The organism is Pedococcus sp. NPDC057267 (assembly GCF_042668795.1).
GTDB lineage: Bacteria > Actinomycetota > Actinomycetes > Actinomycetales > Dermatophilaceae > Pedococcus.
Genome location: NZ_JBHUYG010000004.1, coordinates 42,945 through 67,674, shown reverse-complemented (window position 1 = coordinate 67,674; position 24,730 = coordinate 42,945). Strand labels below are relative to the sequence as shown.

20 protein-coding genes and 1 pseudogene are annotated in these 24,730 nt (G+C 71.1%); 4 read left to right on the top strand and 17 right to left on the bottom strand.

All coding sequences use genetic code 11. The features are described from left to right. The first annotated feature begins 40 nt into the window (after positions 1-40). The 4 genes from ACFUC1_RS02065 (at position 41) to rarD (ending at position 4,434) form a co-directional block, all read left to right on the top strand. Positions 41-289 (top strand): SCO4226 family nickel-binding protein, encoded by a 249-nt coding sequence (locus ACFUC1_RS02065; protein ID WP_379116237.1) that lies wholly within the window; start codon positions 41-43, stop codon positions 287-289. 125 nt (positions 290-414) lie between these two features. Next, positions 415-2,322 carry a 2-oxoacid:acceptor oxidoreductase subunit alpha gene (locus ACFUC1_RS02060; protein ID WP_379116236.1) on the top strand — a complete coding sequence of 636 codons (1,908 nt, stop codon included), beginning with the start codon at positions 415-417 and terminating at the stop codon, positions 2,320-2,322. 17 nt (positions 2,323-2,339) lie between these two features. Continuing rightward, positions 2,340-3,419 (top strand): 2-oxoacid:ferredoxin oxidoreductase subunit beta, encoded by a 1,080-nt coding sequence (locus ACFUC1_RS02055; protein ID WP_379116288.1) that lies wholly within the window; start codon positions 2,340-2,342, stop codon positions 3,417-3,419. A 22-nt stretch (positions 3,420-3,441) separates the two neighbouring features. Next, positions 3,442-4,434, top strand: a complete 993-nt coding sequence (gene rarD / locus ACFUC1_RS02050; protein WP_379116235.1) for an EamA family transporter RarD — start codon at positions 3,442-3,444, stop codon at positions 4,432-4,434. Between the two features lie 127 nt (positions 4,435-4,561). Here rarD and ACFUC1_RS02045 read toward each other — a convergent pair whose 3' ends face one another. The 17 genes and pseudogenes from ACFUC1_RS02045 to ACFUC1_RS01965 form a co-directional block, all read right to left on the bottom strand. Beyond that, positions 4,562-5,887, bottom strand: coding sequence for a D-arabinono-1,4-lactone oxidase (locus tag ACFUC1_RS02045; protein WP_379116234.1), 1,326 nt, complete (start codon positions 5,885-5,887; stop codon positions 4,562-4,564). Next, positions 5,884-7,038 (bottom strand): amino acid deaminase/aldolase, encoded by a 1,155-nt coding sequence (locus ACFUC1_RS02040; protein ID WP_379116233.1) that lies wholly within the window; start codon positions 7,036-7,038, stop codon positions 5,884-5,886. The genes ACFUC1_RS02045 and ACFUC1_RS02040 overlap by 4 nt, the downstream gene beginning before the upstream one ends. Before the next feature lie 222 nt (positions 7,039-7,260). Next, entirely contained in the window at positions 7,261-8,301 is a 1,041-nt protein-coding gene (locus ACFUC1_RS02035; RefSeq protein WP_379116232.1) for a polyprenyl synthetase family protein, read from the bottom strand. 32 nt (positions 8,302-8,333) lie between these two features. After that, on the bottom strand, positions 8,334-9,935 hold the full coding sequence (gene nuoN, locus ACFUC1_RS02030; RefSeq protein ID WP_379116287.1) for an NADH-quinone oxidoreductase subunit NuoN: 1,602 nt from the start codon (positions 9,933-9,935) through the stop codon (positions 8,334-8,336). An 8-nt stretch (positions 9,936-9,943) separates the two neighbouring features. After that, on the bottom strand, positions 9,944-11,476 hold the full coding sequence (locus ACFUC1_RS02025) for an NADH-quinone oxidoreductase subunit M (protein ID WP_379116231.1): 1,533 nt from the start codon (positions 11,474-11,476) through the stop codon (positions 9,944-9,946). Then, positions 11,476-13,413, bottom strand: a complete 1,938-nt coding sequence (gene nuoL / locus ACFUC1_RS02020) for an NADH-quinone oxidoreductase subunit L (RefSeq protein ID WP_379116230.1) — start codon at positions 13,411-13,413, stop codon at positions 11,476-11,478. The genes ACFUC1_RS02025 and nuoL overlap by 1 nt, the downstream gene beginning before the upstream one ends. 13 nt (positions 13,414-13,426) lie before the next feature. Continuing rightward, the gene (nuoK, locus tag ACFUC1_RS02015; protein WP_310153813.1) at positions 13,427-13,726 is read right to left on the bottom strand and encodes an NADH-quinone oxidoreductase subunit NuoK; all 300 of its coding nucleotides are present in this window, start codon (positions 13,724-13,726) and stop codon (positions 13,427-13,429) included. Further along, positions 13,723-14,493 (bottom strand): NADH-quinone oxidoreductase subunit J, encoded by a 771-nt coding sequence (locus ACFUC1_RS02010; protein WP_316007548.1) that lies wholly within the window; start codon positions 14,491-14,493, stop codon positions 13,723-13,725. Before ACFUC1_RS02010 ends, nuoK begins: the two co-directional genes overlap by 4 nt. Next, positions 14,490-15,194 (bottom strand): NADH-quinone oxidoreductase subunit NuoI, encoded by a 705-nt coding sequence (gene nuoI, locus ACFUC1_RS02005; RefSeq protein WP_379116228.1) that lies wholly within the window; start codon positions 15,192-15,194, stop codon positions 14,490-14,492. The genes ACFUC1_RS02010 and nuoI overlap by 4 nt, the downstream gene beginning before the upstream one ends. Continuing rightward, entirely contained in the window at positions 15,187-16,545 is a 1,359-nt protein-coding gene (gene nuoH / locus ACFUC1_RS02000) for an NADH-quinone oxidoreductase subunit NuoH (RefSeq protein WP_379116286.1), read from the bottom strand. The genes nuoI and nuoH overlap by 8 nt, the downstream gene beginning before the upstream one ends. A 47-nt stretch (positions 16,546-16,592) precedes the next feature. After that, positions 16,593-19,103 carry an NADH-quinone oxidoreductase subunit G gene (locus tag ACFUC1_RS01995; protein ID WP_379116227.1) on the bottom strand — a complete coding sequence of 837 codons (2,511 nt, stop codon included), beginning with the start codon at positions 19,101-19,103 and terminating at the stop codon, positions 16,593-16,595. After that, positions 19,100-20,413 (bottom strand): NADH-quinone oxidoreductase subunit NuoF, encoded by a 1,314-nt coding sequence (nuoF, locus tag ACFUC1_RS01990; RefSeq protein WP_379116226.1) that lies wholly within the window; start codon positions 20,411-20,413, stop codon positions 19,100-19,102. The genes ACFUC1_RS01995 and nuoF overlap by 4 nt, the downstream gene beginning before the upstream one ends. Further along, positions 20,410-21,306 (bottom strand): NADH-quinone oxidoreductase subunit NuoE, encoded by an 897-nt coding sequence (nuoE, locus tag ACFUC1_RS01985; protein ID WP_379116225.1) that lies wholly within the window; start codon positions 21,304-21,306, stop codon positions 20,410-20,412. The genes nuoF and nuoE overlap by 4 nt, the downstream gene beginning before the upstream one ends. After that, positions 21,306-22,658, bottom strand: a complete 1,353-nt coding sequence (locus tag ACFUC1_RS01980) for an NADH-quinone oxidoreductase subunit D (RefSeq protein WP_379116224.1) — start codon at positions 22,656-22,658, stop codon at positions 21,306-21,308. The genes nuoE and ACFUC1_RS01980 overlap by 1 nt, the downstream gene beginning before the upstream one ends. After that, the gene (locus ACFUC1_RS01975) at positions 22,658-23,569 is read right to left on the bottom strand and encodes an NADH-quinone oxidoreductase subunit C (protein ID WP_379116223.1); all 912 of its coding nucleotides are present in this window, start codon (positions 23,567-23,569) and stop codon (positions 22,658-22,660) included. The genes ACFUC1_RS01980 and ACFUC1_RS01975 overlap by 1 nt, the downstream gene beginning before the upstream one ends. 107 nt (positions 23,570-23,676) lie before the next feature. After that, a pseudogene (locus tag ACFUC1_RS01970) lies at positions 23,677-24,225 on the bottom strand (NuoB/complex I 20 kDa subunit family protein); the annotation flags it as partial. A gap of 76 nt (positions 24,226-24,301) precedes the next feature. Then, positions 24,302-24,664: an NADH-quinone oxidoreductase subunit A gene (locus ACFUC1_RS01965; RefSeq protein WP_310153794.1), complete on the bottom strand. Its 363-nt coding sequence runs from the start codon at positions 24,662-24,664 to the stop codon at positions 24,302-24,304. Positions 24,665-24,730 lie beyond the last annotated feature (66 nt).

The following is a 24,730-nucleotide window of genomic DNA, read 5'->3' as shown; positions in this document are numbered from 1 at the left end:
CGTCCTGGGCCTCAGGGGACCCAGCCGGAAGGAGCCGCTCATGGCCCAGTTCATGGACGTCCACACGAACATGCAGGGAGTCACCGCGGAGGCCCTGCTCGAGGCGCACCGAGCCGACCTCGCGATCCAGGGCGAGGAGGGCGTGGACTTCAAGCAGGCGTGGGGCGACCCGAGCACCGGCCACGTGTTCTGCCTGTCCGAGGGGCCCGACGCCGAGGCGATCCAGCGGATCCACGAGCGCGCCGGGCACCCGTACGACGAGATCCACGAGATCACCGTCACGGCCTGACCGGGGCCGCCACCCGCCCGCGTCCGAGGGGCGGGTGGCCACCTGCCCTCCTCCGTGCCCGATCTACCATGGAAGAACGCCCGCGCCGGCGGGAACGACATGGAGAACAGGTGGCGGAAACGCAGATGAGCAGCAAGTCCGTCCAGCAGCTCGACCGGGTGGTCATTCGGTTCGCTGGGGACTCGGGCGACGGCATGCAGCTGACGGGGGACCGGTTCACGAGCGAGACCGCCGCCCTCGGCAACGACCTGTCGACCCTCCCCAACTTCCCGGCCGAGATCCGTGCGCCCCAGGGCACCCTGCCCGGTGTCTCGAGCTTCCAGCTGCACTTCGCCGACCACGACGTGCTGACGCCGGGCGACGCCCCCGACGTCCTCGTCGCGATGAACCCCGCGGCGCTCAAGGCCAACCTGCGCGACCTGCCCCGCGGCGCCACGATCATCGCCAACACCGACGAGTTCACCAAGCGCAACCTCGGCAAGGTCGGCTACGCCACCAACCCGCTGGAGGACGGCAGCCTCGAGTCGTGGCACGTCCACCCGGTCGCGCTCACGAGCATCACGGTGGAGGCGCTGGCCGAGTTCGACGGCCTGTCCCGTAAGGACAAGGAGCGCGCGAAGAACATGTTCGCGCTCGGGCTGCTGTCGTGGATGTACCACCGCCCCACGAGCGGCACGGAGTCGTTCCTGGAGAAGAAGTTCGGCAGCAAGCCGGAGATCCTCGCCGCCAACCTCGCAGCGCTCAAGGCCGGTCTCAACTACGGGGAGACCACCGAGGACTTCGCCGTCTCCTACGAGATCGCCCCGGCGAAGATGCGGCCGGGCACCTACCGCAACATCACCGGCAACCTCGCCCTCGCACTCGGCCTCACGACCGCGGCGCACCGGGCCGGCATACCGCTCGTCCTCGGCTCGTACCCCATCACGCCCGCCTCGGACATCCTGCACACCCTCAGCGGGCTCAAGCGGTACGGCGTCACGACGATGCAGTGCGAGGACGAGATCGCGGGCATCGGGGCCGCGCTCGGAGCGAGCTTCGGCGGGGCCATCGGCGTCACGACGACCTCGGGCCCCGGTGTCGCGCTCAAGTCCGAGACGATCGGCCTCGGCGTCAGCCTCGAGCTGCCGCTGGTGATCGTCGACGTCCAGCGCGGCGGCCCGTCGACCGGCCTGCCCACCAAGACCGAGCAGTCCGACCTGCTGCAGGCGATGTTCGGCCGCAACGGCGAGTCGCCGGTGCCGATCGTCGCGCCGCAGTCCCCCGCGGACTGCTTCCCGGCCGCGCTCGAGGCCGTCCGCATCGCGACGACCTACCGCACGCCGGTGTTCGTGCTGTCCGACGGCTACCTCGCCAACGGGTCCGAGCCGTGGGCCGTCCCGCAGGTCGAGGACCTGCCCGACCTCACGGTGCAGTTCGCCACCGAGCCCAACGCCACCGCCGCCGACGGCACGCCCGTCTTCCACCCGTTCCTGCGCGACGAGACGACGCTGGCCCGGCCCTGGGCCGTCCCGGGCACCCCGGGCCTCGAGCACCGCGTCGGCGGCATCGAGAAGGCCGACGTCACCGGCAACATCTCCTACGACCCCGACAACCACGACCTCATGACCCGGCTGCGGGCCGCCAAGGTCGAGCGGATCGCGGACACCATCGGCGACCTCGAGGTCGACGACCCGAGCGGCGAGGCGGACGTCCTGGTCCTCGGCTGGGGCTCGACGTACGGCCCGATCGCCGCGGCCGTCCGGAGCGTGCGCAACACCGGCGCCAAGGTCGCCCGGGCGCACCTGCGCCACCTCAACCCGTTCCCCCGCAACACCGGCGAGGTGCTGCGCCGCTACGACCGCGTGCTCGTGCCCGAGATGAACATGGGCCAGCTCGCGATGCTGCTGCGCGCGAAGTACCTCGTCGACGTCCACTCGTTCACCCAGGTGCGTGGCCTGCCGTTCACGACCGTCGAGCTCGCCGACGCGGTCGTGTCGCTGCTCGAGGAGGCCGGGTCCGCCACCACCGACACCACGCAGGAGGTCCGGGCGTGAGCGCCATCGACCTGGGTATGCCGGGCAGCGCACCGGAAGGCGGTACGGCCGGCGTGCCGCGGCTGCCCGACGACGCCGCCCGCCAGACCAAGAAGGAGTTCACCTCCGACCAGGAGGTGCGCTGGTGCCCGGGCTGCGGTGACTACGCGATCCTCGCCGCCGTGCAGGGCTTCCTGCCCGACCTCGGCCTCAGGCGCGAGAACATCGTGTTCGTCTCCGGCATCGGCTGCTCGTCGCGGTTCCCGTACTACCTCGACACCTACGGCATGCACTCGATCCACGGCCGTGCGCCCGCGATCGCGACCGGCCTCGCGACGAGCCGCAGCGACTTGTCGGTGTGGGTCGTCACCGGTGACGGCGACGCCCTGTCGATCGGCGGCAACCACCTCATCCACGCGCTGCGCCGCAACGTGAACCTCACGATCCTGTTGTTCAACAACCAGATCTACGGACTCACCAAGGGCCAGTACTCCCCCACGTCCGAGGTCGGCAAGATCACCAAGTCCACCCCGATGGGCTCGGTCGACCACCCCTTCAACCCGGTCTCCCTCGCCCTCGGCGCCGAGGCGACCTTCGTCGCGCGCACGATGGACTCCGACCGCAAGCACCTCACCGAGGTCCTGCGCCGGGCCGCCGAGCACCGCGGCACGTCACTGGTCGAGATCTACCAGAACTGCCCGATCTTCAACGACGGCGCGTTCGACCTCATCAAGGACCGCAGCCAGCAGGAGGCCCGCATCGTCCACCTCGCCGACGGGGAGCCGGTGCGGGTCGGCCCCGAGGACGACCGTCAGGTGCTCGTCCGCACCGCCGGCGGCGGGATGGAGTTCGTGCCGGAGGCGCAGGCAGGGGGCCGCGACGTCGTCGTGCACGACGTGGGCGCACCCGACCCGACGCAGGCGTTCGCGCTGTCGCGGCTGGACTCCCCGGAGATGACGCACGTCCCCATGGGCGTCTTCCGCGACGTCGACCGCCCCACCTACGACGACCTCGTCCGCGGCCAGGTCGCGGCGGCCGTCGACACCGCAGGTGGCCGGGCCACCGACGCCGACCTCGACGCGCTCATCCGCGGGCGCGACACCTGGACCGTGGCGTGACGCAGTCCCCCGGACCCGCCGCGTGAGCGGCGGCGACGAGCAGGCGCGCGACGCGGTGGCTGCGGACCGGCAGCAGCGCGGCGCGAGCGAGGCGGACGAGACGCGGCGTGGCGCGGCATACGGCTTCACGGCGTATGCCGTGTGGGGGCTCTTCCCCCTCTACTTCGCCGCGCTCAAGCCGGCCGGGGCGTGGGAGATCCTGTCCCACCGCATCCTGTGGACCCTGCTGCTGTGCCTCGTGGTCCTGGGGCTGCGGCGCGACCTCGCCTGGCTGCGCGACCTGGTCCGCCGGCCCCGGCTCGCCGGTGGGGTGACCGCGGCCGCGCTGCTGATCGGCGTGAACTGGGTCGTCTACGTGGCTGCCGTGCTCAACGACCACACGACCGAGGCCGCGCTCGGCTACTTCCTCAACCCGATCGTGACGGTCGCCCTGGGGGTGCTGGTGCTGCGCGAGCGCCTGCGGCCGCTGCAGTGGGTCGCCGTGGCGATCGGCGCGCTGGCGGGGGTCTACCTGTCCGTCGCCGCCGGGTCGGTGCCGGTCATCGCGCTGACCCTCGCGTTCTCCTTCGGCGGCTACGGCCTCGTCAAGAAGAAGGTCGGCGTCTCCCTGACGGCGATGCAGTCGCTGTCCGCGGAGACGCTCGTCCTCGGGCCGATCGCGGTGGTCATGCTCGCCGTGCTGACCGTGCGCGGTGACACGACGTTCACGACCGACGGCGCGTGGCACACGACGCTGCTCGTCCTGGCCGGCGTCGCGACCGCCACCCCGCTCCTGCTCTTCGCCGCGGCCGCCCGGCGGGTGCCGCTGGTGACGATCGGCCTGCTGCAGTTCATCACCCCGGTGCTGCAGCTGCTGTGCGGCGTGCTGCTGCTCCACGAGCACATGTCGACCGCCCGATGGATCGGCTTCGCCATCGTCTGGCTGGCCCTCGTGGTGCTCACGGTCGACACCCTGCGGCACCGATCTGGCCTCGCGCGAGCACGCGCCGCCGAGCTCGCCGACGTCGCGCCCTGAGCTGCCACCGGCAGCGCACGGGACGGGCTCGCCGGAACCGTTGCTCAGGCGTCGGGCTCCTCCGGGCCGACGTGGTGGCTGCGGTCTGGCGTCGCACCGGGGACCGGCACCGGGCTCCGTCGCCAGCTCAGTCGCCGAGGACGCGGCGCAGGTAGTCGTTGGCGAAGACCCGACCCGGGTCGAGGCGGTCGCGCACGGCGCGGAAGTCGTCGAACCTCGGGTACAGGCCCTGCAGCCGCTCGGCGTCGAGGGTGTGCAGCTTGCCCCAGTGCGGCCGGCCGTCGTGCTCGGCCACGATCTCCTCGAATGCCGCGAACGCGCCCGCGTCGTCCATGCGGTGGTACTGGTGCATGGCGATGTACGCGTTCTCGCGCTCGTACCCCGTGGACAGCCAGACGTCGTCGGCCCCGGTGAACCGCAGCTCCAGCGGGAACGTCAGCGGCGGCCGGTGCCGCTCGAGCCAGTCACGGACAGCAAGGACGACGTCACGGGCGTGGGTCCTCGGCACGGCATACTCGCTCTCGCGGAAGCGCACCGCACGCTCGGCGACGAACACGCGCCAGGAGTCGTCGGTGTACTCGCGGGCGCCGAGCAGCCGTGCGCTGACGGTGTTGAGGGGCGGGACGATGCGGGGGAAGCGGGTCGCCGCCCGGTTGGTCGCCTCGTAGAGCCGGTTGGAGAGGAAGTCGTCGTCGAGCCAGGCCCGCCACGCGGGCAGCGGGTCGCCCGGGGCGTCGGGCCCGACGCGGTCGTTGTGCTTGACGAGCACCCGGTCGGTGAGCGGGAACCAGTGCATGTCGACGTGGTCGTGGGCGGCCAGGTCGTCGTCGAGGCGGTCGAGGACGTCGTGCAGGTCGGCGCCGAACTCGCGGGCGTGCAGCCGGAACGCCGGGACGCACTGCAGCTCGACCTCGGTGACCACCCCGAGCGCGCCGAGCCCGACCCGGGCCGCCTGGAACACCTCGGGCTCGACCTCCTGCGAGCAGGCCAGCACCGACCCGTCGGCGAGGACGAGAGTCAGGCCGCGCACGGCCGACGCGATGCCCTGGAACCGCAGTCCGGTGCCGTGGGTGCCGGTGGAGATCGCGCCGGTGACGGTCTGGCGGTCGATGTCGCCCAGGTTGGGCAGCGCCAGGCCGAGCGCCTGCAGCGCCGGGTTGAGGACGTGCAGCGGCGTGCCCCCGAGGACGCGGACGCGACCGGTGACGGCATCGGCGTGCACGACACCGCGGAGGCCGTCGAGCCGCAGCTGCACCCCGTCGGTGGTCGCGATCGCGGTGAACGAGTGGCCGGTGCCGACGGGCTTGACGCCGAGCCCACGCCGCGCGGCGTCGCGCACGACGGCGGCCACCTCCTCGGTGCTGCCGGGAGTCGCCACCTCCGCCGGGTGGCAGGTCTGGTTGCCCGCCCAGTTGGTCCAGCGCCTCGACGGCTTCACCGGCCGCGCCGTCATCCGAAGTTCCTCCCCTCGCCGCGGTACGTCGGCACGGTGTCGAGGAGCTGCGCCCCACGGACGAGGTGCAGCCGGTCGAACCGCTCGCACATCTCGCCGGCCTTGGCGTAGCGGAACCAGACCCGGTCGCCGACGTGCAGGTCGCGGGTTCCGGTGCCCTGCAACGGCGTCTGCACCTCGCCGACCCCCTCGCGGCGCACCAGGCCCACGCCGGAGCGGCCGTACGGGCGCGGGAGCCGCGACCGGCTCGCCGGACCCGAGGCGACGTAGCCACCACCGAACGCCGTCGCGAAGCCGGGACCGGGGCGCCGCACCACCGAGAGCGCGTAGGCCGCGGCGGGACGCGGCGAGAAGTCGTCGTACCCGTCGAACAGCGTCGGCCCGTACAGGCCCGACCCGGCTGCGAGCTCGGTGACGACGGGGTCGCGGCCGGTCACGTGCAGCGACCCGGTCCCGCCGGCGTTGACGAACTCGAGGTCGGTCACCTCTCGCAGCGCGCCCACGACGGCCGCGCGGCGCTCGAGCAGGCTCGCCGCCGACCTCCGCTTCACCACCCGGACGGCCGGGGAGGAGTCGGGGAGGCCGGCGATCTGCGCGTCGTAGAACATCGTCCCGACCACCCGCAGTCCCTCTGCTTGGGCGGCCAAGGCCACGGCCACCGCGTCCTCGGGAGTGCGCACCGGGGACCGCCGCACCCCCAGGTGGACGCGGCCCAGGCGCAGCGAGGAGTCGACGTCGACAGCCACGCGCAGCCCGTGCGGCCGGTCGACCGAGGCCAGCAGGTCGACGTGCTCGGCGCTGTCGACGGTCAGCGTCACCTGCGCCGCGAGCCGCTCGTCCGCGGCCACCTCGGCGATGGCGGCGCGGTCGACGCTGGGGTACGCCACGAACACGTCGTCGAGGCCCTCGCCGACCAGCCAGGCGGCCTCGGCCACGGCATACGCCATCACGCCGTGGAACCCCTCCATCCCGAGCACGCGCCCGAGCAGGCTGCGGCAGCGCACCGACTTGGAGGCGACGCGGATCGGGGTGCCACCGGCCCGGCGGACCAGGTCGGCCGCGTTGGCGTCGAACGCGTCGAGGTCGACGACGGCCAGCGGCGGCTGCAGGTCTGCGGTGGCGGCGTCCCAGCGGTCGACGTCGGAGGTCACAGGCGCGACGATACCCACGCCCCTCCCCCGCCGGCCCCGGCACGCGCAAAACCGTCGTTCGCCGACCCGGCCTTCCCACTTGTTGCCACTAGATCGTCACGGCGCCCCTGTTTGGGAGGCTGCGTGACCACCTCGTGGCAACAAGTGGGGATGATGCGGGTGGCACGGGCGCGGGTGCGGGTATGCCGGGCGGTCCGGCGAGGGCGGACGCGTCCGGGTGGGTCAGCCGACGCGGGTGACGACGCTGGTCGCCAGGGCGTGCAGCGCGTCCTTGGCGGCCCCCTCGGGCAGCGGCTCGAGGACCTCCTGGGCACGACGGGCGACGGCAGCGGTGTGCTCGCGCGCCCGCTCCATGGCGGCGTTGCCGCGCAACAGTCCCAGCGCCTCGGCGAGGGCGTCCTCGTCCTCGCGCAGGTCGCGCTGCAGCAGCTCCTGCAGGCGGGCGTCGGAGGGGTCGTCCGAGGCAAGGGCATAGAGGACCGGCAGGGTTCGCTTGGCCTCGCGCAGGTCGGTCCCGGGGGTCTTGCCCAGCTCGGCCTCGTCCGACGACACGTCGATGAGGTCGTCGGCCAGCTGGAAGGCCATGCCGATCCGCTCGCCGAACTCGCGCATGACCTCGACGGTCGCGGCGTCGCAGCCGGAGAACATCGCCCCGTAGCGGGCAGCCGTGGCGATGAGGACGCCGGTCTTGTCGGCCAGGACGCCCAGGTAGTACTCGACCGGGTCGGTGCCCTCGGGCGCGCGGCGGGTGTCGCGGATCTGGCCCGCGCACAGCCGCACGAACGTCTCGGCCTGGATCTTGACCGCCTCGGCGCCGAGGTCGGCGATGATCGACGACGCCGTGCCGAAGAGCAGGTCGCCGACGAGGATCGCGGTCGAGTTGCCGTAGCGGGCGTTGGCGCTCGGGGCGCCGCGGCGCACGTCGGCCTCGTCCATGACGTCGTCGTGGCACAGCGACGCCACGTGGGTCAGCTCGACGCCGGCGGCAGCGGCCACGACGTCCGGGTTCGTGCCGGTGCCGAGCTGCGCCGCGAGCAGGGTCAGCAGCGGCCGGAACCGCTTCCCGCCCGCCTCGATGAGGTGGCTGTTCGCGCCCGCGATGAACGGGTCGTCGTGGTCGACCTCGCGTCGCAGCAGCGCGTCGACCTCCGCGAGCCCCCGCTGGAGCTCGTCGGACAGGTCGTCCGGCACGGACGGCAGCGAGAGCCCCGGCACCGTGCCACCCGCTGCCCGGGGCTGGGTCACCTCGGCGGATCGGGTCACGTCGGCAGACCGCGTCGCCTCACCGGACCGGGTCACTTCACCAGGAACTGCGAGGACCGGTCGGCCAGGTCGAGCACCTGGGTCGGCATGATGCCCAGGGCGAGGGTGACCAGCGTGCCGATGGTGATCGCGACGGTGAGGAACGGCGATGCGGTCTCCGCCACCACGGCCTCACCGGCCGGCGGCTCGGTGAAGTACATGAGGACGATGAGCCGCACGTAGACGAACGCCGTCACGACCGAGGCGATGACGCCGATGACGACCAGGGCCACGCCCGAGGTGCCGCCGTAGGAGACCGCCGGCGAGAACGCGGCGTACTTGGCCGCGAAGCCCGACGTCAGCGGGATGCCCGCGAAGGCCAGCAGCAGGAAGGCGAACACGCCCGCCACCACCGGGTGGCGACGGCCGAGCCCGGCCCACTGGGACAGGTGCGACGCCTCGGAGCCGCCCTGGCGGACCATCGAGACCACCGCGAAGCCGGCGATCGTCATGAAGCCGTAGGCGACCAGGTAGAACATCGTCCCGCTGACACCGGTCTTGTCGAAGGCCAGCACCGCCACGAGGATGAACCCGGCGTGGGCGATCGAGGAGTACGCGAGCAGCCGCTTGACGTCGGTCTGGGTGACCGACAGGACCGCGCCGACGACCATGGTCAGGGCAGCGACGGCGATGACGCCGCCGCGCCAGTCCCAGCGGTTGCCCTGCGCTGCGACGTACGCGAACCGCAGGATCGCGCCGAACGCAGCCACCTTGGTGCAGGCTGCCATGAAGCCGGTGACCGGGGTGGGGGCGCCCTGGTAGACGTCCGGGGTCCAGGAGTGGAACGGCACCGCGCCGACCTTGAACAGCAGGCCGATCAGCACCAGCAGGACACCCGGGAGGAGCAGCCCCTCCATCTGGCCGTTGGCAGCCGTGACCGCCGCGGCGATGTCGCTGAGGTAGACCGAGCCGGCATACCCGTAGAGCAGCGCCGACCCGAAGAGGAAGAACGCGGAGCTGAACGCGCCGAGGAGGAAGTACTTGAGCGCGGCCTCCTGCGACAGCAGGCGACGACGACGGGCCAGGCCGCACATGAGGTACAGCGGCAGCGAGAGCACCTCGAGCGCGATGAACATCGTCAGCAGGTCGCCGGCGGCCGGGAAGAGCATCATGCCGACGACGGCGAACAGCGTCAGCGGGAAGACCTCACTGGTGGCCAGCCCCGCGCGCAGGGCGGCCGCCTCGTGGGCCGACCCGGGGATCGCGGCACCCAGGGGGGTGAAGGCGTCGGCACCCTGGCCGCCGAACTTCTCCGCCATGGTGAGCACCCCGAGTGCGGCCATCGCGAGGATGGCGCCCTGCAGGAACAGGGCCGGGCCGTCGATGACGACCGCGCGGGCCAGCGTGACGCCCTGGTGGGCGCTCTGCACCGAGACCGTGACGAGCACGACGAAGGCCGCGACGAGCGTGACGAGCGCGAGCGCGACCTGGGTGGTGTGGCGCACCCGGCGGGGCGCGAACGCCTCGACGAGCACACCGATGAGCGCGCCGGCGACGACGACGAGCATCGGCGCCACCGCGCCGTAGTTCACGTCGGCGGCCTTGAAGGCGGCGGGCACGGCGGCAGGCAGGGCCGTCGTCGCGAGGACCGTCATGGCGGGCATTACTTCGTGCTCCCGTCAGCAGCGGAGGAGGGTGCCGGGTCCGAGACGCCCACGTGGTGCAGCGTCGTCTTCACGGCCGGGTTGAGCAGGTCGAGCGCGGGCTTCGGGTAGAAGCCCAGCACGATGAGGACGGCGAGGACCGGCGCGACGACGAGCTTCTCGCGCACCGTGATGTCGCGGACGGCGGCGCCCTCGAGCTCCGGCTTGGGGCCGGTCATCATCCGCTTGTACATGAGCAGGATGTAGAGCGCCGCGAGGACGATGCCCGCGGTCGCGACCACGGCCGGGAACCGGTACCGCTGGAACGTGCCGACCAGCACCATGATCTCGGAGACGAACGGGCTCAGGCCGGGCAGCGCCAGTCCGGCGAGGCCGGACACGAGGAACACGCCGGCCAGGCCGGGGGTGACCCGCTGCCAGCCGCCGAAGTCCGGGATCCGCTTGCTGCCGCGCCGGGCGACGAGCATCGCGCCGACGAGGAACAGCGCCGCCGTCGTGAACCCGTGGTTGAGCATGTACAGCGTCGAGCCGGCGCCACCGGTGGTCGTGAACGCGAAGATGCCCAGGACGATGAAGCCGAAGTGGCTCACCGAGGTGTAGGCGATCAGGCGCATGAGGTCGGTCTGGCCGATGGCCAGCAGCGCGCCGTAGAGCACCGAGATGACGGCCAGCGTGAGGACGACCGGGGTCGCCCACTTCGACGCCTCCGGGAACAGCTGCAGGCAGAACCGGATCATCCCGTAGGTGCCGACCTTGTCGAGCACGCCGACGAGGAGCACGGCCGTCGCGGGCTTGGCCTCGGTGGCCGCGTCGGGCAGCCAGGTGTGGACCGGCCACATCGGGGCCTTGACCGCGAAGGCGAAGAAGAACGCCACGAACATCCAGCGGCCGGCTCCCTGGGGCAGGTCGAGCCCGGTGAGCTTGCTGACGAGGAAGCCGTCGGAGCCGCCGGGGCCGTAGTGGTAGAGCGCGATGACGCCCACGAGCATCACGAGCCCACCGGCGAGGGAGAACAGCAGGAACTTCACGGCGGCGTACTGCCGGCGCGGGCCGCCGAAGGACCCGATGAGGAAGTACACCGGGATGAGCATGGCCTCGAAGAAGACGTAGAAGAGGAACACGTCGGTCGCGGCGAACACGCCCACCATGAAGGTGGCGAGCGACAGCATGAGCGCGAAGTAGTTCTTCTCCCGCGCACCGCCCTCGGGCACGTCGTGCCACGCGGCGAGGATGCAGACCGGCAGCAGGACCAGGGCCATGAGGATCATGACGAGCGCGAGGCCGTCCACCCCGAGGGCGTACGAGACGCCGAACTGCGGGATCCACTCGTGCCGCTCGGAGAGCTGGAACTGCTGGGTCGAACCGGTGTCGAACTGCAGCGCGGCAGCCACACCCAGCACGAGCGTCACCAGCGAGAAGCCGAGGGCCACCCGCTTGGCCTGGTCGGCCACGGAGGCCGGCAGCGCCGCGACGACGACCGCACCGATCAGCGGGACGAGCCCGATGACGGTCAGCCAGGGGAAGTTGGACATCAGTTGATCACCCACACAGCACCGAGGAGGACGACGACGCCGGCGAGCATCGTCAGGGCATAGGACCGAGCGAAACCGTTCTGGAGGCGACGCAGGCGGCTCGACGTGCCACCGACGAGGGCGGCCAGGCCACCGACGCCACCGTCGACGCCGCGGTTGTCGGCGAAGACGAGGGCGCGGGTCAGGTGGATGCCGGGGCGCATGAACGCACCCTCGTTGACGTCGTCCTGGTACAGGTCACGCCGGGCCGCACGGGTCAGCAGCGAGCCGGTCGGCTGCACCTGCGGGACCTCGTCGCGCCAGTAGCGCATCCACGCCAGGACGATGCCGCCCGCGACGAGCAGCAGCGTCAGCGTCATCAGGACCGGCACCGACAGGACGGCGTGCGCGTTCTCGTCGTGCGCGCCGACGACCGGCTCGAGCCAGTGCGCGAACGTGTTGCCGAGCGCCAGGACGAGGCCGAGCAGGGCGGACCCGACGGCCAGCACCATCATCGGGACCGTCATGGTCAGCGGCGACTCGTGCGGGTGCACGTCGTCGGTCCAGCGCTTCTTGCCGTGAAAGGTCATGAAGAACAGGCGCGACATGTAGAAGGCGGTGATGCCGGCGCCGATGAGCGCGGCGCCGCCGAAGACCCACGGCCGCCAGCCCTCGCCGACGAACGCGGCCTCGATGATCTTGTCCTTGGACCAGAAGCCCGAGAACGGCGGCACACCGAGGATCGCGAGCCAGCCGAGGCCGAAGGTGATCCAGGTGGTCTTCATGGCGCCGGACAGGTTGCCGAACCGGCGCATGTCGACCTGGTCGTTCATGCCGTGCATGACCGAACCGGCCCCGAGGAACATGCCGGCCTTGAAGAAGCCGTGCGTGAGCAGGTGGAAGATCGCGAACGCGTACCCGACCGGGCCGAGGCCTGCGGCGAGCATCATGTAGCCGATCTGGCTCATCGTCGAGGCGGCCAGCGCCTTCTTGATGTCGTCCTTGGCGCAGCCCACGACTGCCCCGAACAGCAGCGTGATCGCGCCGACGATGACGACGACGAGCTGGGCGTTCGGCGCGTGGTCGAAGATGAAGTTGCTGCGCACCACGAGGTAGACGCCGGCGGTGACCATGGTCGCCGCGTGGATGAGCGCCGACACGGGGGTCGGGCCGGCCATGGCGTCACCGAGCCAGGACTGCAGCGGGAACTGCGCCGACTTGCCGCAGGCGCCGAGCAGCAGCATGAGGCCGATCGCGGTGAGGACGCCCTCCCCCGCCTTGCCGGATGCCTGCGCGACACCGGCGAAGGTGACCGTCCCGAACGCCGCGAACATGATCATGATCGCGACCGAGAGGCCGAAGTCGCCGACGCGGTTGACGACGAACGCCTTGTTGGCGGCCGTGGCATACGCCGGGTTGTGGTTCCAGAACCCGATGAGCAGGTACGAGGCGAGGCCGACGCCCTCCCAGCCGACGTAGAGCAGCAGGTAGGAGTCCGACAGGACGAGCAGGAGCATCGCCGCGACGAACAGGTTGAGGTAGGCGAAGAACCGGCGCTTGTCGGGGTCGTGCTCCATGTACCCGAGCGAGTACACGTGGATCAGCGAGCCGACGAAGGTGATGAGCAGGACGAACACCACCGACAGCTGGTCGACCAGCATCCCGGCGTCGAGGTTGAACGACCCGGCCGGCACCCAGGTGAACAAGTGCAGGTGCTCGGCCCGGGCCTCGCCGTGGCGGCCGAGCATCGCGATCCACACGAGCAGGCCGACGACGAACGCCGCCCAGGACATGGCGACCGCGAACAGCGGGCCCCACTTGTCGGTGGCGCGGCCACCGAGCAGCAGGACCGCGGCGCCGAGCAGCGGCAGCGCGACGAGCAGCCAGGCGTATGCCGTGACGCCGGTGGCCGCCGAGGCGGCCCCTCCGGCGGTGGCGAGGGTTGCGAGGGAAGTCACCGGGTGGCCCCTTCTACAGCTTCAGCAGGTTGGCGTCGTCGACCGAGGCCGACCGGCGGGCACGGAAGATGGCCATGATGATGGCCAGCCCCACGACGACCTCGGCCGCGGCGACCACCATGACGAACAGGGCGATCACCTGCCCGTCGAGGCTGCCGCGCATCCGCGCGAACGTCACGAACATCAGGTTCGTCGCGTTGAGCATGAGCTCGACACCCATGAACACGACGATGGCGTTGCGGCGCATGAGCACCGTCGCACCACCGATCGCGAACAGGATGGTCGCGAGGTAGATGTAGTTGACGAGGTTCATCGGGCGTCGCCCTCCTCGATCTCGTGCTCGATGGCGTGCTCGGCGTCGACGTGGCGGGTGGGCACGGCCACCTGCTCACGGGCGTTCAGCACGCGCGAGACGGACAGCTCGCTGGGGGTGCCGTCGGGGAGCAGCGCCGGGGTGTCGACCGCGTTGTGCCGGGCGTAGACACCCGGGACCGGAAGGCCGGCGACGTTGCGGTTCTCACGGATCCGGCGCTCGGACAGCTGCCGCTGGGTCGGCTTGGTGCCGATCCGCTCGCGGTGGGCGAGGACCATCGCGCCGAGGGCTGCCGTGATGAGCAGGGCGGAGGTGACCTCGAAGGCCCAGACGTACTGGCCGAAGATCAGCTCGGCCACGCCGGAGACGTTGCCCTTGGAGGCGTTGACCTCGGAGAGGCCCTTCATCGGGCCGAACTGCACGCGGCCGACCGCGCTGAACAGCAGGACCGCGAGGCCCAGGCCGAGCAGCAGCGAGGCGACCTTCTGGCCCTTGAGGGTCTCCACGAGGGAGTCGGAGGAGTCGACACCGACGAGCATGAGCACGAAGAGGAACAGCATCATGACCGCGCCGGTGTAGACGAAGATCTGGATGATGCCGAGGAAGTCGGCCTCCTGGGCGATGTAGAAGATGCCCAGGTTGACCATGACCAGCGCCATGCCGAGCGCCGCGTGGACCGCCTTCTTGGCGAAGAGCAGGCCCAGGGCCGCCAGCACGCAGATCGGGCCGAGGATCCAGAACATGATCTGCTCGCCCAGGCCGGTCATCGGTGCACCGCCTCGGTGGTCTCACGGGTGGCCTGGCGGCCGTGGTCGACGACGTCGACACCCTCCACCGGGTCGCCGCTGGGGGCCAGCCCCTCCTCGGGCTGGGCGTGGTGAGCCTTCACCCACTCCTCCTGCTCGTCGGTCGCGCGCGCGACCTTGCCCTGGTAGTAGTCGCGCTCCTCGAGCCCGTCCACCATCGGGTGCGGCGGCAGCAGCATCCCCTCCTGCAGCGGCGCGAGCAGCTGCTCCTTGGTGAAGATCAGGTCGCCACGGTTGTGGTCGGCCAGCTCGTAGAAGTTGGTCATCGTCAGCGCGCGCGTGGGGCAGGCCTCGATGCACAGGCCGCAGAAGATGCAGCGCAGGTAGTTGATCTGGTAGACGCGGCCGTACCGCTCACCGGGGCTGAACCGCCCGGTGCCGCCCTCGCTGTCGTCGTTCGACGCGCCCTCGACGAGGATCGCGTCCGCGGGGCACGCCCACGCGCACAGCTCGCAGCCGACGCACTTCTCGAGCCCGTCGGGGTGGCGGTTGAGCTGGTGCCGCCCGTGGAACCGCGGCTGGGTCGGCCGCTTCTCCTCGGGGTACTCCTCGGTCTCCAGCTTGCGGAACATCGTCGCGAAGGTGACGCCGAAGCCGCCGACGGGCGCGAAGAGGTCGGCGAAGAAGCCGCCCTTCTTCTCCTCGGTGGGGCGGTCAGGCATGGATGTCCTCCTCGGTGGGGTCGGACGCCCGGTCGCTCAGGGAGAGCGAGGGCTCGCGCAGGCGCTGGCCGGGCAGCGGCGGCACAGGGTAACCACCCGCGAACGGGTCGATCTCCTCCGGCGGCGCGGCGTTGCGGGCCGCGTCGCGCTCGATCCTCTTGTTGTCCCGGATCCACACGACGAGCAGTGCCGCCAGCGCGACGACCACGACGAAGACGATGCTGAAGACCGGGAACCTGCGGTTGCCGAGCGTGAACGCCGCGCTCCCGAAGTAGCCGAACTGGCTGCCGCGGATGAAGGCCACGACGACGACCCAGGCGAGGGTGACGGGGATGAGGAACCGCCAGCCGAACCGCATGAACTGGTCGTAGCGCACGCGGGGCAGGGAGCCACGCAGCCAGACGAAGAAGAACATGAACAGCCAGAGCTTGATGACGAACCAGAGCAGGCCCCACCAGCCGTGGTTGAAGTAGCCGTGGCCGATCGCCGCGATGCCGGGAGGCGCCTGCCAGCCACCGAGGAACATCGTCGTGGCCAGGGCCGAGACGGTGAACATGTTGACGTACTCGCCGAGGAAGAACATCGCGAACTTCAGCGAGGAGTACTCGGTGTGGAAGCCACCCGTGAGCTCGCCCTCACCCTCGGCGAGGTCGAACGGCAGCCGGTTGGTCTCGCCCACCATCGTGATGACGTAGACGAAGAAGCTGAAGAACGCCGGGATGATGAACCACAGGTTGGACTGGGCCGCCACGATCTGCGAGGTCGACATCGACCGGCTGTAGAGGAAGACGGCGACGAGCGACAGGCCCATCGCGATCTCGTACGAGATGACCTGGGCGGTCGAGCGCAGGCCACCGAGCAGCGGGTAGGTCGAGCCCGAGGACCAGCCGGCGAGCACGATGCCGTAGACGCCGACACCCGCGACCGCGAGCACGAGCAGCACTGCGACCGGCAGGTCGGTGAGCTGCAGCGGCGTGCGGTGCCCGAACATCGACACCGTCGGCCCGAGCGGGATGATCGCGAAGGACACGAACGCCATCGCGCCCGCGATCGCCGGGGCGAGCGCGAAGACGAACTTGTCGGCGTTCTTGGGGGTCAGGTCCTCCTTGAGCGCCAGCTTGATGCCGTCGGCGAGCGTCTGCAGCAGGCCGAACGGACCGGTGCGGTTCGGGCCCGGGCGCTGCTGCATCCGGCCGATGACGCGACGCTCGAACCAGATGACGATGAGCGTGTTGACGAGCAGGAAGACGAAGACGAACAGCGCCTTGACCAGGTGCAGCCACCACGGGGTGTCGCTGAAGTCCGCGGTCGGGTTGTCCCCGCCAGGTGCGGCGCCGGCGAGCGGCGCCACGAGGTGCGGTACGCCGGCGAGCACCTCGCCGGCATACGTCACGGTGCTCACGGGGTGACCTCCAGGGTGGTCTCGGCCTTGGCCAGGGTGACGACGGCCCCCGCGTCCACCGCCAGGGTGGCGCGCACGGCGCTGCCCGCGGAGTTCGTGGGCAGCCACACGACGTGGTCGACCATGTCCTCGGTGACTGCCAGCGGGACGGTCACCGCCCCGGCCGGGCTGGCCACGCGCACGGTGTCGCCGTCGGCTAGGCCGAAAACCTCGGCCGTGGCCGGCGAGACGCGCGCCAGGGTGCGGTGGGCGGTGCCGGCGAGGAACGGCTCGCCGTCCTGCAGCGACCCGCGGTCGAGCAGGTGGTGCCAGGTGGCCAGGACGACCTCGCCCTCGCCGAAGGTCGGCACCGCAGCGGGCTCGGCGGTGGGCGCCGGCAGCCGGTCGCCGCCCCATGGCCCGAGGGCCGCCATCTCGGAGCGGACCTCGGCGAGCGTGCGGGTGCCCAAGAAGGAGCCCATCTCACCGGCCAGCATGTCCAGGACGCGGTAGTCGGACATCGCGTTGGTGTCGAGCGCGGTCGCGAACTGGCGGGTGCGGCCCTCCCAGTCCACGAACGTGCCGCCCTTCTCGGCGTGCGGGGCGACCGGCAGCACGACGTCGGCGACCTCGGTGACCGAGGACGGGCGGAAGTCGAGCGAGACGACGAACGTCTTGGCCAGGGCCTCCTCGGTGCGCGGGTCGGCCAGGTCGGCAGCGTCCACGCCACCCACGAGCAGGGCGTCGACCTCGCCGGTCGTGGCCGCGCGCAGGATGCCCGCGGTGTCGCGACCCGGCTGGTCGGGCAGGCCCACGACGTCCCAGACGTCGGCGACCTGCTCGCGTGCCGCCGCGTCGCCGACGGGACGGCCGCCGGGCAGGAGCGTCGGCAGGGCGCCGGCCTCGAGCGCGCCGCGCTCGCCGGCCCGGCGGGGCACCCACGCGAGGCGCGCGCCGCTGGACGACGCCAGCGCCACGGCCGCGGAGAGCGCGCCCGGCACGGTGGCCAGTCGCTCACCGACGAGCACGACGACGCCGTCACCCTCGAGCGCTGCGGCAGCCTTCGCGGCAGCGCCGTCGCCGGTCACGCCGTCGCCGAGGGCGCGGAGCACCTCGGCCTCGGTCCCGGGTGCGGACGGGATCAGGGTGCCGCCGAGCTTCTCCAGGCCGCGCGTGGCGAACGGCGCCACGGCGTACACGGCCGTCTTGTTGCGGCGGTGCGCCTTGCGCAGCCGCAGGAAGACGATCGGGCTCTCCTCCTCGGGCTCGAAGCCCACGAGGACGACGGTCTTGGCCTTCTCGAGGTCTGCGTAGGTGACGGCGCCACCGTCCGGACCGGTCGCCACGACGGTGGAGGCGAGGAACTCGGCCTCCTCCTGCGAGTGCGGCCGGGCGCGGAAGTCGACGTCGTTGGTCGCCAGGACCGCACGGGCGAACTTGCCGTAGGCGTAGGCGTCCTCGGCGGACACACGCCCACCGGTCAGGACACCGACGGCCTTGGCGGCCGCGAGCCCGCGGGCCGCGGCGGTGAGCGCCTCGGGCCACGACGCGACCTGCAGCTCGCCGTCCTCGTCGCGGACCATCGGGAACTCGAACCGGTCACCGGTCGTGGCGTACTGGAAGGCCCAGCGGCCCTTGTCGCAGTTCCACTCCTCGTTGACAGCCGGGTCGTTGACGGCCATCCGGCGCAGCACGGCGCCGCGGCGGTGGTCGGTGCGGATCGAGCAGCCGGAGGCGCAGTGCTCGCAGACGCTCTGCGTCGACACGAGGTCGAACGGGCGGCTGCGGAAGCGGTAGGCAGCACCGGTCAGCGCGCCGACCGGGCAGATCTGGACCGTGTTGCCGGAGAAGTAGGACTCGAACGGCTTCTCCTCGTAGATGCCGACCTGCTGCAGCGCGCCGCGCTCGACCAGGGCGATGAACGGGTCACCGGCGATCTGGTCCGAGAAGCGGGTGCAGCGGGCGCACAGGACGCAGCGCTCGCGGTCGAGCAGCACCTGCGAGGAGATGTTGATCGGCTTGGGGTAGGTGCGCTTGACGTCCTCGAAGCGGGACACCGCGCGGCCGTTGCTCATCGCCTGGTTCTGCAGCGGGCACTCGCCGCCCTTGTCGCAGACCGGGCAGTCGAGCGGGTGGTTGACCAGCAGCAGCTCCATGACGCCCTGCTGCGCCTTGTCGGCGACCTTGGACGTGTGCTGGGTCTTGACCTCCATGCCCTCGGACACGGTGATGGTGCACGAGGCCTGCGGCTTCGGCATGGCGCGCAGGGACCCGTCGGGGCCCGGCGTCGCGACGTCGACGAGGCACTGGCGGCACGCACCGACCGGCTCGAGCAACGGGTGGTCGCAGAACCGCGGGATCTCGACGCCGACCTGCTCGGCCGCGCGGATCACCAGCGTGTTCTTGGGGACGGACACGGCCACGCCGTCGATGGTGAGGTTCACCAGGTCGACGGGCGGCGGCGTGCTCGCGTCGCCGCCCTTGCTGACGGCGTTCCCGCCGGCGGCCGGGGAGGTGGTCACGGTCATGCGGACACCGAATCCTTCGCGAACAGGGTCGAGTCTCGACGGTCGAACGGGCAGTGGCCCAGCTCGAGGTGCTGCAGGTACTCCTCGCGGAAGTACTGGATGCTGCTCGTGATCGGGCTGGTCGCGCCGTCACCCAGCGCGCAGAACGACCGACCGAGGATGTTGTCACAGATGTCGAGCAGCTTCTCGAGGTCCTCCTCGGACCCCTGCCCGTGCTCGAGCCGCCCGAGGATCTGCTTGAGCCACCAGGTGCCCTCACGGCACGGGGTGCACTTGCCGCAGGACTCGTGCTTGTAGAAGTCGGTCCACCGGTCGACGGCGCGCACGACGCAGGTCGTCTCGTCGAAGATCTGCAGCGCGCGGGTGCCGAGCATCGACCCGGCCGCGGCCACCGACTCGAAGTCGAGCGGGGTGTCGAGGTGCTGGTCGGTGAACAGCGGCGTCGAGGATCCACCCGGCGTCCAGAACTTCAGCTTCTTGTTGGGGTCGCGCATGCCGCCGGCCATGTCGAGCAGCTCGCGCAGCGTGATGCCGAGCGGGGCCTCGTACTGGCCGGGGCGCTTGACGTGGCCCGAGAGGCTGAAGATGCCGAAGCCCTGCGACTTCTCGGTGCCCATGCCGGAGAACCAGTCGGCCCCGTGGAGCAGGATCGGCGGGACCGACGCGATCGACTCGACGTTGTTGACCACGGTCGGGCGGGCGTAGAGGCCCGCGACGGCGGGGAACGGCGGCTTGAGGCGCGGCTGGCCGCGACGGCCCTCGAGGCTGTCGAGCAGCGCCGTCTCCTCACCGCAGATGTACGCGCCGGCACCGGCGTGCACGGTGACGTCGAGGTCGAAGCCGGAGCCGTGGATGTTCTTCCCGAGGTGGCCGGCGGCGTACGCCTCCTCCACCGCGCGCAGCAAGCGGCGGTAGACGTGCACGACCTCGCCGCGCAGGTAGATGAAGGCGTGGTTGCAGCCGATCGCGAAGGAGGTGATCGCCACGCCCTCGATGAGGAACTGCGGCGCCGCCATCATCAGCGGGATGTCCTTGCACGTGCCCGGCTCGGACTCGTCGGCGTTGACGACGAGGTAGCGGGGACCGCCGTCGTCCGGGGGCAGGAAGCCCCACTTCATGCCGGTGGGGAAGCCGGCGCCGCCGCGGCCACGGAGGCCGGAGTCCTTGGTCATCTGGACGAGGTCGGCCGGCTTCATGCCGAGCGCCTTCCTCAGCGCCTGGTAGCCCTCGTGCTTCTCGTACGTCGCGAGGGTCCAGGACTGGGGGTCGTCCCAGAACTTCGTGAGGATCGGGGTCAGCGTGGTGCTCACTTCGCGTCCTTCCCGTCGCCCTTGTCGTCGGCGTCGAACAGGGTCGCCGGGGCGACCGAGCCCTCACCGGGCTTCTCGTCCGGCTCGTTCGCGGGGCTGTCGGTGGAGCCGCTCAGGCCGGGGGCCGTGCGGTCCGACGTCGCCTCGGGCTGGTGCTCCTCGCGCGACTGGGCGCCGTCCGGAGCCGTCCAGTCGTTCTCCTTGGCCAGGCGCAGGCCCTCCAGGGAGGCCGGCCCGGCACCGACGCCCTCGTCGGCCAGGCCGTCGGGGAAGCCGGCGAGGACGCGCGAGACCTGCTTGAAGGTGCAGACGCGGGCGGGGCCACGCGTGGGGCGGACGTCCTTGCCCGCGCGCAGGTCGTCCACGAGCTGCTTGGTCGACTCGGGCGTCTGGTTGTCGAAGAACTCCCAGTTCGCCATGACGACCGGCGCGTAGTCGCACGCCGCGTTGCACTCGACCCGCTCGAGGGTGATCTTGCCGTCGGGCGTCGTCTCGTCGTGGCCGATGCCCAGGTGCTCGGACACCTCGTCCCAGATCTGGTCGCCGCCCATGATCGCGCACAGCGTGTTGGTGCAGACGCCGACGGTGTACTCACCGTTGGGGTGGCGCTTGTACTGCGTGTAGAAGGTCGCGACGCCGGAGACCTCGGCCGTGGTCAGGTCGAGGACCTCGGCGCAGAAGTCGATGCCGCGGCCGGTGACGTAGCCGTCGACGCTCTGCACGAGGTGCAGCAGCGGCAGCAGGGCCGAGCGCTTCTGGGGGTAGCGGGCCACGACCTGCGCGGCGTCCTCGTGCAGGTGCGCGAGGACGTCCGCGGCATACGGCTCCTTGGACTCGGCGGGCACCGTGAGGTGGCCGGCCGCGGTCTGCATCCCGAAGTTGTCTCCGCTCATCAGCGGTCCACGCCTCCCATGACGGGGTCGATCGAGGCGACGGCGACGATGACGTCGGCAACCTGGCTGCCCTCGCACATCACGGCCGTGGCCTGCAGGTTGTTGAACGAGGGGTCCCGGAAGTGGGCGCGGTAGGGCCGCGTGCCCCCGTCGGAGACCGTGTGGCAGCCCAGCTCGCCCTTGGGCGACTCGACCGCGGCGTACGCCTGGCCCGGCGGGACGCGGAAGCCCTCGGTCACCAGCTTGAAGTGGTGGATGAGCGACTCCATCGAGGTGCCCATGATCTCGCGGATGTGGTCCAGGCTGTTGCCCATGCCGTCGCCGCCGATGGCCAGCTGCGCCGGCCAGGCGATCTTCTTGTCCGCGACCATGACCGGGCCCGGCGTCGAGGCGAGGCGGTCGATGGCCTGCTCGGCGATCTTGAGCGACTCGTACATCTCGTCGATGCGGATCCGCAGGCGTGCGTAGGCGTCGGCCTCGGTGCGGGTGATGACCTCGAAGTCGTAGGTCTCGTAACCGCAGTACGGGTCGAGCTTGCGCAGGTCGTGCGGCAGGCCGGTCGAGCGCAGGATCGGGCCGGTGATGCCCAGGGCCATGCAGCCGGCGAGGTCGAGGTAGCCGACGTCGACGGTGCGGCCCTTGAGGATCGGGTTCTCGTTGAGGAGCAGCTCGAGCTCGCCGAGGCCCTTGCGCACCAGCGGGATGGTGTCGCGCACCTTGTCGATGGCGCCCGGGGGCAGGTCCTGCGCGACGCCGCCGGGACGGACGAACGCGTGGTTCATCCGCAGGCCGGTGACCATCTCGAAGATCGACAGGATCCGCTCGCGCTCGCGGAAGCCGACCGTCATGACGGTGGTCGCGCCCATCTCCATGCCACCGGTGGCCAGCGCCACGAGGTGGGAGGTGATGCGGTTGAGTTCCATCATGAGCACGCGGATGACGCTGGCGCGCTCGGGGATCTGGTCGGTGATGCCGAGCAGCTTCTCCACGGACAGGCAGTAGGCCGTCTCGTTGAACAGCGGCGTGAGGTAGTCCATCCGGGTGCAGAACGTGGTGCCCTGCGTCCAGGTGCGGAACTCCATGTTCTTCTCGATGCCGGTGTGCAGGTAGCCGATGCCCGCACGGGTCTCGGTCACCGTCTCGCCGTCGAGCTCGAGGATGAGCCGGAGCACTCCGTGCGTCGACGGGTGCTGCGGGCCCATGTTGACGACGATGCGCTCCTCGTGGAGTGCCGCCGCCTCGTCGACGAGCTGGTCCCAGTCACCGCCGCTCGCGTTGAACACGTGCGCGCCCTCGGCAGCGGCCGCGTCGGCCCCGGAGGTCGCGTAGATGTCGTCGTGGGTCGTGGTCATCAGCTGTAAGACCTCCGCTGGTCCGGCGGCGGGACGGTGGCGCCCTTGTACTCGACGGGGATGCCGCCGAGCGGGTAGTCCTTCCGCTGCGGGTGGCCCGGCCAGTCGTCGGGCATGAGGATGCGAGTGAGCGAGGGGTGGCCGTCGAACTGGATGCCGAACATGTCCCAGGTCTCGCGCTCGTGCCAGTCGTTCGCCGGGTACGTCTCGACGATCGACGGGATGTGCGGGTCGGTCTCCGGGCAGGTCACCTCGACCCGGACCCGGCGACCGCCGTGGGTGATGGAGAGGAAGTGGTAGACCGCGTGCAGCTCGCGGCCCTCCTCGTGCGGGTAGTGCACTCCGGAGACGCCGGTGCAGATCTCGAACCGCAGGCTCGGGTCGTCGCGCAGGGCCCGCGCCACGGCAGGCAGGTGCTCACGCCGGACGAACAGGGTCAGCTCGCCGCGGTCGACGACGACGCGCTCGACCGCCTCGGAGTACGACGCGGTGCCCCCGACGAGGGCGGACTCGAGCCGGTCGGCGACCTCGTCGAAGTAGCGGCCGTAGGGCCGGGTGGCGGCTGCCGGGAACAGGATCGGGCGGACCATGCCGCCGTACCCCGTGGTGTCCCCGGTGTCACGGGCGCCGAACATGCCGTGGCGCTCGCCGATGACGACCGGGTCCGGGCCGGTGCCGGGGGCTGCGGGCAGCCGCTCGTCGGTCTCGCGGTCGACCACGGTGCCCGGCTGGGTGGCCGCGGTCGAGGTCGCGATCTCGGAGGCCGGCTGGTCGGTGGCCTCGCCCTTGTCGGCGGCGGCGTCCTTCGCCTTGTTGCCCAGCACGTCGCTGTTCGCGGTCGCCTGCGTCGGGTCCTTCTCGGGCGTGCCGTCGGCCTTGTCGGGCGTCACGTCGTCCTTCTCGTCGGCCATCAGGCCACACCTCCACGAGCGGTGTCGTGCGCGTGGTCGTGGCCGTGGGTGTGGCCGACCGCCGACACGGGCAGCTGGTGCGGGCTGCGGCTGCCGGCGCCCTGCGCGAGCAGGCCGGTCATCTGGTGCGTCGGGGTGGCCGCGAGGGCGGCCTCCTCCGCGGCCCGGGCGGCCTTGACGCGGTTGACGCCGAGCTTGGAGCCCTGGATCTGCTCGTGCAGGGTCAGGATCGCGTTGAGCAGCATCTCCGGGCGGGGCGGGCAGCCGGGCAGGTAGACGTCCACGGGCACGATGTGGTCGACGCCCTGCACGATCGCGTAGTTGTTGAACATGCCGCCGGAGCTGGCGCAGACACCCATGGAGATGACCCACTTGGGCTCGGGCATCTGGTCGTAGACCTGGCGCACGACCGGGGCCATCTTCTGGCTGACGCGGCCGGCGACGATCATGAGGTCGGCCTGGCGCGGGGTGGCGGAGAACCGCTCCATCCCGAACCGGGCGATGTCGTAGTCGGGCGTGCCGACGGCCATCATCTCGATGGCGCAGCAGGCGAGGCCGAACGTGGCCGGCCAGACCGAGCTCTTGCGCATGTAGCCCGCGACCTGCTCGACCGTGGTCAGCAGGAAGCCGGCGGGCAGCTTCTCCTCAACACCCATCAGGCGATCCTTCGTTTCGAGGGCGAACCGGTCGCGGTCCGGCGGTCGTGCCTACCCGGCGTGCACGGCATACCGGTCAGTCCCAGTCCAGGCCGCCGCGGCGCCACACGTAGGCGTACGCGACGAAGACGGTCAGGATGAACAGCACCATCTCCACGAGCGCGAACAGGCCGAGCTTGTCGAAGGCCACCGCGAACGGGTAGAGGAACACCGACTCGATGTCGAAGATGATGAACAGCATGGCCGTCAGGTAGTACTTGATCGGCACGCGCCCGCCACCGGCCGCCTGGGGCGTCGGCTCGATGCCGCACTCGTACGCGTCGAGCTTGGCCCGGTTGTAGCGCTTGGGGCCGGAGATGGCGGCTGCGAAGACGGAGAAGACCGCGAAGCCCCCACCGATCGCCAGCAGGAACAGCAGCGGGACGTAGGGGTTGCTCATCGCCGTGCCACTTCCCTTCTGTTCGTGCGCCCGGAGGGGCGTTCGTCGTGGTCTGCCTGGGGGCAT